This window comes from Paenibacillus sp. F4, from assembly GCF_002894905.1.
GTDB classification, from domain to species: domain Bacteria; phylum Bacillota; class Bacilli; order Paenibacillales; family Paenibacillaceae; genus Paenibacillus; species Paenibacillus polymyxa_B.
On the sequence record NZ_POVS01000021.1, the window covers coordinates 1 to 15,032 of the forward strand.

Below are 15,032 nucleotides of genomic sequence, written 5' to 3' on the forward strand. Positions count from 1 at the left end.
TCGTTTACTTCCTTATAAGTCAGCTGTTTATCTTCAAACACTACAGCAATATTATTGGGTGTCTTTTCTACCTGCTCTTCAAACAGTTGATGTATAGTCTTATCCTTAGGATACCGGACCTTTGTATCGTTAAAGTCATATAGTATTTTCTGCTTTTCTTCCTGTGAAAGCATATCAATTTCTGACAACCTTTTTCCAGGATAAACCGTTATCTCTTCCAGAACATTAAGGTAATGGGCTGCAAACCTTTCTACAGTCTCTTTCTTGAACAGCCTTGTGGCATATTCCAAATCAAATGCAATACCTTCCTGGGTTTCCCGAGCATTTAATGTCAAGTCAAATTTGGATATTCTAAATTCATTTGTATAGGGTATAAACTTAAGCCTATCTATCTTCAATTCTGATGAGCCGGTATTTTGCAATACAAACATAGTATCAAAAAGAGGATTCCTGCTCATATCCCTCTTTACATTAAGCTTTTCCACCAGTTCTTCAAACTGGTAGTCCTGATTTTCATAAGCCCTTATAGAGTTTTCCCTTACTTCCTTTAGAAACTCAGCAAAGGTCTTTTCTCCCTGGGGATAGTTCCTCATGGCTAAAGTATTTACAAACATACCTATTATGTCTTGTAAATCTGTATGAGGTCTTCCAGCTATAGGGCTTCCCACTATAATATCTTCCTGCCCCGTATACTTAGACAGCAGTATGTTGTATGAAGCAAGCAATGTCATGTAAAGAGTAGCCCCATTATCCCTTGCAAGCTTAATAAGTTTTCCCGTAAGCTCACTGCCTGCTTCAAAACGGATAAAACCTCCGTCAAAGCTTTGAACCGCAGGCCTTTGGTAATCTACTGGCATATTCAGCACAGGAATTTCTCCATTAAATTCCTGGAGCCAGTATTCCTCCTGCTTCTTTATTTTGTCCCCAGCAAATAGTTCCTTCTGCCAAACAGAATAGTCCTTGTACTGTATACGGAGGGAAGAAGGGTTATTTCCTCCATACATATCCATGAACTCATGTACCAGTATATCCATGGACGTACCGTCAGATATGATATGGTGCATGTCAAACATCATGACATGCTTGTCTTTTCCCGTTTTCACAAGGCCTACTCTTAGCAGCGGAGCAATTCCAAGATCAAACGGCTTTATAAATTCTTTTACGATTTCCCCCACTTTTTCTTCGTCAGATTCTAGATACACTACACTAAAACCCACAGGATCATTGATCTTCTGGACGGGTTCACCCTCTATGAAATGGAAAGATGTTCGAAGGGTCTCATGCCTATTTATAAGCTGTTGGAAGGTCTTCTGAAAAAGCTCCAGATCAATACTGCCTTCAACCAGCAAGCTGCCTGGCATATTGTATGCTGTCCCTGCTCCTTCAAACTGATTTAATATATACAGCCTTCTTTGGGCTGATGACATAGGGTAGTATTCCATCTCTTTAGCAGTTTGGATGGATTGATATATACTCTCCTTTGCTTCCTTCATATACCTTGCTATTTCCGCTATAATTGGAGCCTTAAATATTTCCTTAAGAGGCATGTCTATATTGAACTCTTTGTGAATTCTCGCTACAAGGCTTGTAGCCTTTAAAGAGTGTCCACCTAACATAAAGAAGTTGTCATTTCTTCCTATCTTCTTAATTCCAAGGATGTCTTGCCAAATCAGTGCAAGCTTCTCTTCAAATTCGCCTATAGGCGCTTCATACTCTATTCCCGTATTTATATTACCTTCGGGTTCAGGCAATGCCTTCCTGTCTATCTTGCCATTAGCTGTCAATGGCATTTTTTCAAGCTGCACAAAGTATGATGGTACCATGTATTCGGGCAGTTCTTTTAAGAGATGCTCCCTTAGTTCTGATATTGTCAGCTCATTTTCTCCCGCTATATATGCACACAGGTATTTACTGCCCTGATGGTCTTCCTTTGCAATCACCAAAGATTCCTCAATTGAAGGATGCTTTAGCAGTTGTGCTTCTATTTCACCAAGCTCTATCCTAAAGCCTCTTATCTTTACCTGGTGGTCTATTCTACCCAGGTATTCCATTTCTCCATCAGATAATAACCGGACCAGGTCTCCAGATCTATATAACCTCTCTTCCGGCTTGTACGGATTTTGAACGAACTTTTCCTTTGTAAGCTCCGGTCTTCCAAGATATCCTCTGCAAACTCCGTCTCCTCCTACACAAAGCTCTCCGGCTACTCCAATGGGAACAACTTTCATGTTCTTATCCATTACATATGTTGTAAGGGTTGGTATAGGCCTTCCTATGCTGCTCACATTAGATCTAATTTCTTCCTCTTCTATCTCTTTATATGTGACATGCACTGTTGTCTCGGTTATTCCATACATATTGATGAGTCTAGTCTGCGGGTACTTCTTTCTCCATTCCTTCAACAATGCAGGCTTTAATGCTTCCCCTCCGAATATGACATATCTTATCTTAAGTTCTTTTTCTTCATATGATACTTCTTCATTGGCTATATTATAGAAGGCTGAAGGTGTCTGATTTAATACGGTCACCTTCTCATTCCTTAGAAGTCTCAGATACTCTACATTGCTGCGTGCTGTCATTTTAGGAACTACCACCAATCTGCCCCCATATAACAACGCCCCGTACATCTCCCATACGGAAAAATCGAAACTCATAGAATGAAACATAGTCCATACATCATTTTCGTTAAAATCAAACTGCATTTTACTGTTAAATAACAGCCTTACTATGTTTCTATGCTCTATCATTGCCCCTTTGGGTTTACCTGTAGAGCCTGAGGTATATATTAAGTAAGCTAGATCGGAAGGTTTATTTACCTCCGATAAGTTATATTGTTCATCTGAATATTCCTGCTCATCTTCTAAATTTATTACTGTACCTATTGATGTATATTTGTCTATAAAATGTGATTGGGTCAACAGGATCACTGCCCGGCTGTCTTCCAGCATATGACTTATTCTTTCCTCAGGATAATCTGGATCTATGGGAAGATATGCCCCTCCTGCTTTTAATACCCCTAGGATTGCTACTATCATCTCAAGTGAGCGTTCTGCCAGAATACCTACGATACTGTCCGGTTTGACTCCTTTAGCCCTTAATACATGGGCCAACCCATTTGATTTTTTATTGAGTTCACTATATGTAAGCTTTTTACCCTCAAATACCACAGCTACATGATCAGGGTTCTTCTCTGCCTGCTCTTCAAAAAGCTGATGGATAGTCTTGTTTTTAGGATACTGTGCCTCTGTAGCGTTAAAGGTATATAGGATTTGCTGTTTTTCTTCCTGTAACAGTACATCAATTTCCCACAACCTTTTTTCAGGGCATGCCGTTATCTCTTCAAGAACGGTTAAGTAATGGGTTCCAAACCTTTTTATTGTCTCCTTCTTAAACAGCCTGGTACAATATTCAAGGTTAAATGTTATACCTTCTTGACCCTCTACCACTTCAAGCATAAGGTCAAATTTTGCCTTTCTGCCTTCCAGCCAGTTGTTGTATTGTTTGAAGTTTATACCCGATGCTGCAAATTCTGTCTTGTTTGAAGTGCGCAGTGCAAACATAGTGTCAAAAAGAGGATTCCTGCTCATGTCCCTCATGAGATTAAGTTTTTCTACAAGTTCTTCAAACTGGTAGTTCTGATTTTCAAAAGCCAAAAACGCATTTTCCCTTACTTCCTGCAAGAATTGGACGAAGGTCTTTTCTCCCTCAGGATAGTTCCTTATGGCCAAGGTATTTATAAACATACCAATGATACCCTGCAGGTCAGCATGGGGCCTTCCGGCTACAGGACTTCCAACTATGATGTCTTCCTGTCCAGTGTATCTGGACAGGAGTACGTTATATGCAGCCATCAGTACCATGTATAAGGTAGCTCCATTATCTGTTGCAAGCTTATTTAGTTTGACTGAAAGTTCAGGGTTTATTTCAAAGCTTACAGCATCTCCTTCAAAACTTTGTACCGCCGGTCTTGGATAGTCAGTAGGCATATCCAGTACCGGTATATCACCCTTAAATGTCTGGAGCCAGTATTCTTCCTGCTTCTTTATTGAGTCTCCGGCAAACATCTCCTTCTGCCATACAGAAAAATCCTTGTACTGTATCCGTAGTGGCAAAAGGGTCTTCCCTTGGTACAAATCCAAAAACTCACTCATAAGTATATTGACTGATATACCATCTGATACTATGTGGTGCATGTCAAACATCATAACACGCCTGTCTTCGTTCGTTTTTACAAGTCCTACTCTCAGTAATGGAACTTGGCTAAGATCAAAGGGCGTTATGAATTCTTTGACTATTTCTGCTGCTTTTTCTTCATCCAGTTCCAGGTACGTAATACTGAAATCCACGTAATCATGAACCTTTTGTACTGGTTCACCCTCAACCATATGAAATGATGTGCGCAGAGCCTCATGTCTTTTTACTAGCTCCTTGAATGCCTGTTCGAAGCGTACTGCATCAATGTTTCCTTCCAGCAGTACGACGCCTGGCATGTTATATGCAGTACCTGCTCCTTCAAGCTCGTTTAGTATATACAGCCTTTTCTGGGCAGATGACATAGGGTAAAATTCCTGCTCTCTGGCAGAAGGTATTCCAGAAAAGGCATTTGGCGTATATTTTGAAACATCTTTTCCTTTTTCTTTTAGCATCGTCTCAAATAGCTTTCTTTTTTCTGGAGAAAGAGATTCTATTCTTTTCATCAAATTATCCATAACTTCGTCCCTCTTCTCTATTTCATCTCTTTTAATTCCTATTTATAGATTTTCAATCATGCTTAAAATTTCTTCGATTTCCACTGTATCGTTAAGTCTATTTTTAATACTTTTTGCTATTGCCGAAATTGTAGGACCCATAAACACTTCTTTTAATGCAAATTCTATGTCAAATTCTTTATGAACCCTTGATACAAGATTGGTTGCCTTTAATGAGTCTCCTCCTAATTCAAAGAAGTTATCATTTACTCCAATCTTCTGGACTCCAAGGATTTGGCTCCATATCAGTACAAGCTTCTCCTCAATTTCACCGAATGGTGCAGCATAGTCTACCCCTGTATTAATATTTCCATCAGGGGCAGGCAGGGCATTTCTATCTACCTTGCCATTCGCTGATAAAGGCAGTTTTTCCAACTGTACAAAATATGAAGGGATCATGTAGTCTGGCAGATCTTTGGAGAGATACTCCCTTAATTCCGGTATTGTCAATTCACTTTCTCCAACTATATATGCACAGATGTACTTGTTCCCTTGGGGGTCTTCCCTTGTTGCTGCCACAACTTCTTTTATTGAAGAATGTTTTAGAAGCTGAGCTTCTATTTCTCCAAGCTCTATTCGGTATCCGCGGATCTTAACCTGATGGTCTATTCTGCCCAGGAATTCGATATTCCCGTCAGGCAGCCATCTTCCCAGGTCTCCTGTTTTGTACAGCCTTATCCCCTTTTCTTCTCTGAAAGGATCTTCAAGGAATACATGGGCTGTTTTTTCAGGGTCATTTAAATAACCCCTTCCTACACCTGTTCCAGAGACGCAGATCTCTCCTTTTACTCCGATAGGGCACAGGTTCATGTTTTTATCTGTTATATATAGATTCATATTTTGTATAGGCTTGCCTACAGGAATGTTCTCTCCTTCATGAGCAGCTTCCATAGTATATAGAGTAATATCGTCCGCTGCCTCTGCAGGTCCGTAGGCATTAACTACTTTAGTATTTGGACATAGGTCAAACCATTTCCTTACTATGCCGGATTTTACGGTTTCTCCCGTTATCAGCAAGTAATGAAGTTTTTCCGGTTTATTCCCTGTATTTTCCACACACTCAAGCATTAAAGCAAGGTATGAAGGTACCACCTCAAGGACCGTTATGCCATCTTCTATGATCCGATTCGTAAACCTTGCAACATCCTTTACTATTTCATCTGGATAGATGATAATTTGAGCTCCTATGGTTAGGGCTGCAAAGAACTGCCATACAGATACATCAAAGTATTGAGGCGAGTTCTGGGATATTATGCTGTTGTTAGTTATACAAAGTTCCTTTATTTCCGCATGGATGTGGTTTATCATGCCAAGATGCTCTATCATAGCTCCCTTTGGTACACCAGTTGAACCAGATGTATATATAACATAGGCCAAACTATTTATGTCTATATCTAGATCTAGGTTTTCGCCACTTTCAGCCTCAATCTCTTTTTCACACTGGTCAAGGTATATAATTCGGCCTTTATAGTTCTCACTAAGCTGCTGGGTCACATAATCTGATAAGGTCAACACATAGGCAGCTTTAGATTCCTTAAATATATCAAGCACCCTTTGTGTAGGGTATTTTGGATTTACAGGTATGTAAGCCCCCCCTGCTTTCCATATACCAAGTACCGATTCTACAAATAAGGGTCCCCTCTCCAGCATGACAACTACGGCTTCTTCTCTACCAGTGCCAGCCTTTAGCATGTACCTTGCTATCCTGTTTGCCCTTTGGTTGATCTGGCCATATGTAAATCTACGGCCTTCATACGCTACTGCTATATTGTCTGGACGTACTTTCGTCTGCTGCTCAAACAGGTGGTGTACCGTCAGGTGATGTTCAAATTCAACCTTCGTATCGTTAAAGCCGTATATTATTCGCTCCTTTTCTTCTTGGGATAACATATTGATTTCTGATAGTTTTTTTTCAGGGTTTGAGGTTATCTCTTCAAGGATATTAAAGTAATGCTGAACAAGCCTTTCTACCGTCTCCTTCTTAAACAGACGTGTAGCATATTCCATCCATAATATTGTATTATGACCATCTGGTATCAACTGGAATGTTAGGTCAAATTTTGATGTTTTACTTTCAACCGGATATTTGGAATACTTTAATTCACCACGATGTTCCATAATATGCTCATCAGAAGGAACAATATTAAACATAACAGTAAATAAAGGATTTCTGCTTGAATCTCTCTTTACGTTAAGTTTTGTCACAAACTGATCAAACCTGTATTCCTGATTTTCATATGCTTCTAAGGAGCTTTCTTTTACTTCTTCCAAGAACTCAGTAAAGGCCTTATTTCCCTCTGGGAAATTCCTTAATGCCAGGGTATTTATAAACATCCCCAGTATTCTTTCAGTATCAAAATGAGTTCTTGCCGCTATAGGAGTACCAATAATTATGTCTTCCTGTCCTGAGTATTTATACATTAGTGTATTTAATGCCGCAAGAAGTATCATATACACGGTGGCTCCTGTTTGGGAGGAAAGTACATTTAATTTATCCATCAAATGACTGTCTAAATCAAATAGCAACCTATTTCCTTCAAAGCTTTGAAGGACAGGCCTAGGATAATCTGTAGGCATATCAAGGATAGGAATTTCACCCTTGAACCTATTAAGCCAGTATTCTTCCTGCTTTTTGTAAACCTCAGTGCTAAACAAGCCATTCTGCCACTGGGCAAAATCCTTATATTGCACCTCCATTGCCGGAAGGCTTTCACCACTTAATATAGAAACTATTTCATCAAAAGTCCTGATTATTGAAGTTCCATCCGAGACTATATGATGTACATCAAGCAAAAGTATTTGCCTGCTAGCATGGATTTCTATAAGACCTACTCTTATTAAGGGTGCTTTGCTTAAATCGAACGGTCTTACAAATTCATCGATTATTTTCTCTACTCCGTCTTCCTCAGACTCAAAATATTCTATAGTAAAATCAACTTCATCTTGTATCCTTTGCACAAGCTCCCCATCAATCATCTCAAAGGATGTCCTAAATGCTTCATGCCTTTGTATCAATGTTTTTAATGCTTCCCCAAGGGCAACCCTTTCAATCCCACCTTCAAATAAAATTCCCACAGGTATGTTATACCCAATGTTGTTACCCTCAAGATTATTAATGATATACATCATCTTTTGTGCAGATGAGGTTTCATAGTACTCTTTTTCAGAAACTTTAGGTATTCTTTCAAGCTCAGCCTTACCCATATTTAGGGAATCCTGTTCTGAAATCTTTCCCGATTCGTATAGCTTTGATATCATTTGCTCGGAAAGATCGTATATGCTGGAACCCTTAAGAAGTTCTACTATGGAAACAGGTGTTTTAAAGGCAACCTCCATCCTGTTTTTTATTTCGGTGGCCATTAATGAATCCATCCCAAAAACAGTTAGTGGTTGTTTGGTACTTAGATCCTCAGGATTATAACGCAAAACCTTCGCTACTATTGTTTTAATATGCATTTCAACGATATTCTGCCTGCTCTGTATTGGAGATGAAATAATATCCTCCAGGATATCAACATCCACCTTTGATTTATTTATATTCTCTTGTTGTCCTGACTCATCTTGCAAAAGAGTTTTAAGCACATGTGGAGAACTCATGGGTGAGAACCATTTTTCCCCAAACGTTTGCCACGAGAGTATAGGTAGAACCACAGACTGTGCAACAGCTTCTCCAACAAGGTGCTCCATAGCCCTAATTCCCTTTTCTACCGTTACAGATTCTATGGATTTTTGTATATAATACTCCGGATCACGTTCCATAAACCTTGCAGCCATTCCAACCTCTGACCATGGTCCCCAATTGATACTCAGTGCAGGAAGTCCTCTCGATAAACGGTAATGTGCAAGTGAGTCCAAAAAGGCATTCCCAGTTGCATATGCTCCCTGGCCTGGTGAACCAAATACAGAAGCAACTGAAGAAAATAAAATAAAGAAGTCAATAGGCCGTCCCTCTGTCATACGGTGAAGGTTCCATGCACCATTTACCTTAGGCGAAAGGACCCTATAAAAAGTCTCATCTTTACTAACCTCAAGAAATTGATCATCCGTAATACCAGCAGAATGTACAACACCTCGAATAGGAGGCCTTTCTTCCTTATCAAAATCTTTAAAAAATCCAGCAAGCTTTTCCTCATCAGTTACATCCACTGATCCAATATATACTGTTGCCCCCTGGGACTCCAGCTTACGAACAAACTCAATCCTCTCTGCAAGGCTGCTGCCTGGCTCTACATTGTTCCATTCAGAACGTTTTGGAAATTCTCCGCGTCCAAGCAGTACCAGATGTCTTGCTCCCTTGGCAACCATCCACTGGGCTGTAATCATACCTATGCCACCAAAAGCACCTGTAATAACATAACTTCCATCGGGGCGAAGATGTACGGGTACTTGATGCTGCATATCAATCCGCAGTTTATCGATTCTTGCTGCAAGTCTATTCCCATTACGGAAAGCAATTTGGTTCTCTCCATTACCTAAGACTTCTTTTAACAGCATTTCCATTTCACCCGCATTGGCCTCTATGTCAAGGTCTACAAGGCCTCCCCAATTTGAAGGCAACTCATGGTAACCTATGACGGTGCCAAGGCCCCATACCAACGACTGTAAGAATGCAGAATTTGGAGTAGCCCTGTTGATCATTTGGGCTCCTCTTGTAATAACCCACAGCTTAAAATTTAATCCCAGATTTGTGGTTGCTTGTACCAGGTGTTTTAATACAAACAGGTTTTCAAAACAAGCTTTTTCTATAGCTGTATTGCTAACTTCCTGGATCTCAAGGATATTGAGGCTCCACATATATACAATACCTGTTAGCTTCGTTTTAATTTTTGAGAATTCATCAAACAACGCTCTAAGATCCTCAATGCTTCGAGGGTTTATATATATCTCACGCTCTTCATACTGCCAACCAAAATTCTCACCAGGATATACCATAAAGCATTCTTCTCCCCTTTTTTCAAGGAGATTTGCCAGTTCTTTTCCTGCTGCTTTATGATCCACAAAAATAAGCCATGCTCCAGAGTTAGCAGCAGCTGTGCGGGTATCAACTTCTTCACTTTTTAGAAGCTCCCAGTTTATCTCATAAAGATAATCCTTAACTCTTCCAGCATCAGACCCTCCACTATTTCCAAGTTCCTTAGTTCTTATGCCCAGTATTTCGGCGATTAGATTTCCGTCCTCACTATATAGACGGATGTTGGCGTTCAAATTATTATCTTTCCTATCTACCATCTGCGTATGACAAAGCATGACAGGCTCCGGCCTTCCATAAAGCTGCACCCTGTCTATTCCTACAGGTAGGAATGATTGGCCTTCGTTATTTTCATCTTCATTAAGTGGTGCAACTGCCGCAATGGTAACCTGGAAACAGGCGTCCAATACCGCCGGGTGAAGACCGTAGATAGAGCTATCAATCTCCAGTATTTTAGGGATCTCGATCCTGCCAAGAGCTTCGTTATCACCTTTCCATATCTTGTCTATACCTTGGAAATAAGGACCATAATGGAAACCCATTTGATAGAAGGTTTTATAACATACTTCTTTTCCGTATTCTTTGGTACAATTGCCAAGTATTTGAATCAACTCATCTTTAGCAGTGATCTTTATGTTTTGCCGTTTTCTTATTGTGCCGGATGCATTGCATGTCCAAGTCTTATCTTGTCCCGGTATCCTGCTTGAAATCTCGAATTTTGCGGTTTTTGGATCCAAAACCACCTGCACCACAGGTGATACTCCTTGATTTAAAAATAAAGCATTTTCAAACTTTATATCTTCAACTGTATAAAAACCCTCTCCAAAATAGCTTCTGGCACAAGCCATTCCCAGCTCTACATACCCTGCTCCGGGGAAAACTTCTATACCTTGTATTTTATGATCAGAAAGATACGTCATATAGGTAGTATTAAGTTCAATCTCCCATATAGGGCTGGAAGTTTTCAAACGGCGTCCTAAAAACTTGTGCTTATTTTTTCCCTGCCTAAATTCACTTGATTCCTGCGTTTCCATCCAGTATTTATCCCATTGCCATGGATAAAGAGGGAGACTTACAAACTCACCTTGGTACCGGTAAATCTTGTTCCAATCTATAGGGTATCCCAGTGCATATAGATTCCCTAAGTTCTCCAGTATTGAAACCTGTTCGTTTTCATTTCTTTTTATAGAGAACAACTTCTTACCTTCAACGTTTTTAGCTGACAGACAATCAGAAATAGAAGCTGCTAAAACAGGGTGAGGGCCCACCTCAATAAATAAGTTATAATTCAACGAAATCATTTCATACATTGCTGCTTCAAAACGTACCGGCTCTCTTACATTTTTATACCAGTAATGTCCATCACACTCTGTACCCGTCAGCATTTTCCCTGTAACCGTGGAATATATCGGTATCCCGGCAGGCTGGGACTTTATTCCTTTTAATGCCTCCAATAGCTCCTGCTCATATGGTTCCATTTGGTAACTGTGATACGCTACATTGACCTTTAAAAGCCGCGCAAAAACCCCCTTATCCTGCAACTGTTTTTGGATCTGCTCAAGGGCATCAGGATCACCTGACAAAGTTACCGAATTTGGGCTATTGATTGCTGCCATTGAAACACCTTTTATGTTCTCATCCAGCAGGGCCACAACTTCTTTTTCTGGTAAACCTACCGCCAGCATTGTGCCCTTGTTTACTGCTTTTTGCTGTGCACGGCTTCTGTGAATACTTACCAACATGGCATCTTCAAGGCTGTAAATTCCTGCAACATATGTAGAAGCCACTTCTCCAACACTGTGTCCTACCACCGCATGGGGTATAATACCCAAGGATTTCCATACTTCAGTCAAACCCACCTGAACAGCAAAATTGGCAGGTTGAGCAAACTGGGGCTGGTCCAGACGTGAATTCTCCTCATCGGCGAGAAGTTCCTCCAGTAGAGACCATCCAGCATACTGACGTGTAAGTTTATCACATTTTTCTATCATATTTCTAAACACAGGGTCTTTTTCAAGGAGCTGTCTGCCCATAGCCCACCATATGGGCCCCATACCTGTATATACAAAAACAGCTTTATTGTACTTTCCTGCCTCAACATTTCCCGCAGACATCCCCTGGCGTGCTTGTCCTTTAATATACGCTTCCAGGTTTCCTGCAAGTTCTTCCTTTGAAGATGCCGAAACCGCTAGTCTATAGTCATGATGGGTGCGCTTTTTGCTCATCATGCTTCCAATATCATATAAAGAAATACTTTCTCCACTTCCATTAATAAAATCAACATACTTTTGCGCATAGTTTTTTAGCGCCTTTTCTGAGCGCGCAGATATGGGAATCATATATGGCCATCCGGTATTTACATTAACTTCAGGAGTACCCTCTTTTTGGAGATCTGTAGCTTCCTCCAAGAGGATATGGGCATTTGTTCCTCCAAAACCGAATGAATTTATGCCAACCAATGCGGGTTGCGGCAAAGGCTCCAGGGTCTGAGGAATTCGTATACATAAATCGTCAAAGGGAATTTTAGGGTTTGGATTCTTAAAGTGCAGATGTGGAGGTATTTGCTTATGCTTTATGATTAGTGAAGCTTTTATCAGTGCGGCAACTCCTGCAGCGGCCTCAAGGTGGGCAATGTTTGTCTTAACAGATCCGACAATACACTTTTTATCTTTTGGCCTGTCTGTTGAAACCACTCGTGCTATTGCATTAGCCTCAATAGGGTCTCCAACCGGAGTGCCGGTGCCGTGAGCTTCAATATATGTTATATCTGAAGGTGATATTCCTGCCTTTTTGTATACCTCCTTCATTAAGTTTTCCTGAGCCTGCCCGTTTGGAACAGTAATCCCGTCTGTGTGGCCGTCCTGGTTTACACCCGATCCACTTATTACGGCATAAATCCTATCTCCGTCTTCGATAGCATCTGACAGGCGTTTTAAAACCACAACGCCGGCTCCTTCTCCTCTTGCATAACCGTTTGCACTGGAATCGAAAGTTTTGCACCGTCCATCGGGAGATAAAAAACCACCCTTACTTTCCGCTATGGTATACTCAGGTGTAGCTATAACACTTACTCCGCCTGCTATTGCGAGATTACATTCATTATTCAATAAACTCCCGCATGCAAGGTGTGTTGCAACCAAAGAGCCCGAACACGCTGTATCTACAGACAAACTTGGACCTCTGAAATCATATATATATGAAATCCTGTTGGACAACATTGTCATCATCATACCCGTTGCCGAATGTGTATCTAAACTTTCAACCGATTCGTTTTTAAATTGTATTGCTTGATAGTCAAGGGTGAAGCCCGCTACAAAGACACCGGTATTGGTTCCTGCTAGCTTGGCCGGATCCAAGCCTCCATCTTCCATTGCTTCCCATGATGTCTCCAGCATCAGTCTTTGCTGTGGATCAAGAAAGGCCGCTTCCCTTGGAGAAATACCAAAAAACAAAGGGTCAAACTCATCTATTTTATCTAAAAATCCACCATGACAGGTGTAATGCTTGCCTGGCTTTGATTTGTCAGGATCATAAAACTTTTCTAAATCCCAGCGGCCTTCGGGTAAATCGGAAGTCATATCTTTTCCCGCAGTCAATGCTTCCCAGAACTCCTCAGGCCCCCTTATTCCTCCTGGCAAACGGCATCCTATTCCTATAATGGCGATTTTATCCATAACTTTCGACCTCCAATACTTTATTTATATTCTCTTGAATAGTTTGTCTGATAATTGAACAACCCTGCTGCAAAAGTTCAAGCTCGATGGTTAACGGAGGCATAAGTTTTATAACACTGTCTTTTCTTCCTGCGCTTTCGATGATTAAACCGTTTTGGTAACATTCCTCTACTACTTTTTGCGTGATTCGCTCATCCTCCACATTGGAAAAATCAATACCCCAAATCAAACCTGCACCCCGAATGGTCAGGCCCTTATGTAATGACAAAATCTGCTTGGTTAAATATTCTCTTACAAATGCTTCCTTATATTTCACAGACTGTTCCAAATTATTCATTTCCCAATATTCCAACGCAGCTGTAGCTCCAATGAAAGCAAGCTGGTTTCCCCGGAACGTACCGTTATGCTCACCAGGCTTCCAGACATCAAGTTCCGGTTTCATCAGCAGAATAGACATGGGAAGGCCATACCCGCTGATTGACTTGGAAAGCAGTACAATATCAGGGATCATCCCGGCACGTTCAAATGAAAAGAACGGTCCGGTGCGTCCGCAGCCAACCTGAATGTCATCGCAAATCAGTAGAATACCGTGTCTGTCGCTAAGTTCCCTCAGCCTGAGCATCCATTCGGGTGAAGCTATATTTACGCCGCCTTCCGCCTGAATGGTTTCAAATATAATAGCCGCCGGTTTTTCGATTCCCGAGTGACCGTCGTTTAGAACGGCTTCCATGTATTCAATAGTATCGAATGAGTCAATTGGACTCTCGGAGTATGGGAAAAAGGTAACATCGGATAATGCTATGCCGGAGGAAGATCTTTTCTGAATGTTGCTGGTAACAGCCAGACTCCCCAGCGACATTCCGTGAAATCCTCCCATAAACGCAAATATACCAGTCCGTTTAGTGATCTTTCGGGCAAGCTTCAGCGATGCTTCTACAGCGTTTGTACCTGTAGGCCCGCAAAATTGAATTTTATAGTTTAACTTTCGGGGTTCCAATATGATCTGCGAGAATTTTTCGATAAATTCACGTTTCGCTTTTGTGTACATATCAAGCCCATGAGTAATACTGTCCGATTCAAGATAAGCGAGTATCTTTTGTTTGATGTATTCGTTGTTATGTCCATAATTTAAAGCTCCTGCTCCTGCAAAAAAATCAACAAATTTCTTTCCGGATTCTGAATAAATCAGTGCACCTTTAGCCCGGTCAAACACATCGTAGAAGTTTCTACAATATGCTCTTACGTTGGATTCATACTGCTCAAAAATTTCCATACTCATAATTCCTCCCTTAAACTGAAGTTAGTGTTTAAACACTAACTTCAGTTTATTTTTCCGGCCCAATCCACATCCATGTTCTCTCCCGGCTTGTGGTGGATGTGCATCGTTGCCTTTGTCCTCCCCCGCCCACTCCCGGTATTACTTACAAAACTGGGTGTACATGTACGGTAGGATTGTAAAACCTGCAAGGGTGGAAAATAAATAACATCTTAGTTCTTACCGCCATAGCCCTTATAAGTAGCGTAAACTGCATCTGCATATTGATTGGCCAGAATAGGACGGCCATAAGAGTCTGTAGCTCCCGGATACCAGTTATCTCCTCCGTTATAGTGTAATAAGCCATTATATATGTTGCCGAATCT

Annotated in this window: 3 protein-coding genes; all 3 read right to left on the bottom strand. The window is 40.9% G+C overall.

The window, feature by feature from the left end:
- Positions 1-4,709: non-ribosomal peptide synthetase (locus C1T21_RS25060; protein ID WP_146032519.1), on the bottom strand; the 4,709-nt coding region annotated here is incomplete at its 3' end.
- 42 nt (positions 4,710-4,751) lie between these two features.
- Positions 4,752-13,391: a hybrid non-ribosomal peptide synthetase/type I polyketide synthase gene (locus C1T21_RS25065; protein WP_103050187.1), complete on the bottom strand. Its 8,640-nt coding sequence runs from the start codon at positions 13,389-13,391 to the stop codon at positions 4,752-4,754.
- Complete coding sequence (gene ectB / locus C1T21_RS25070; RefSeq protein WP_103050188.1) at positions 13,384-14,664, bottom strand: diaminobutyrate--2-oxoglutarate transaminase; 1,281 nt, start codon at positions 14,662-14,664, stop codon at positions 13,384-13,386. Before ectB ends, C1T21_RS25065 begins: the two co-directional genes overlap by 8 nt.
- Between the last annotated feature and the right edge of the window lie 368 nt (positions 14,665-15,032).

Bases quoted from the DNA above. Each gene is read 5' to 3' on its own strand.
- C1T21_RS25065 (WP_103050187.1), bottom strand. From the start codon at position 13,391: ATGGATAAAATCGCCATTATAGGAATAGGATGCCGTTTGCCAGGAGGA.
- ectB (WP_103050188.1), bottom strand. From the start codon at position 14,664: ATGGAAATTTTTGAGCAGTATGAATCCAACGTAAGAGCATATTGTAGA.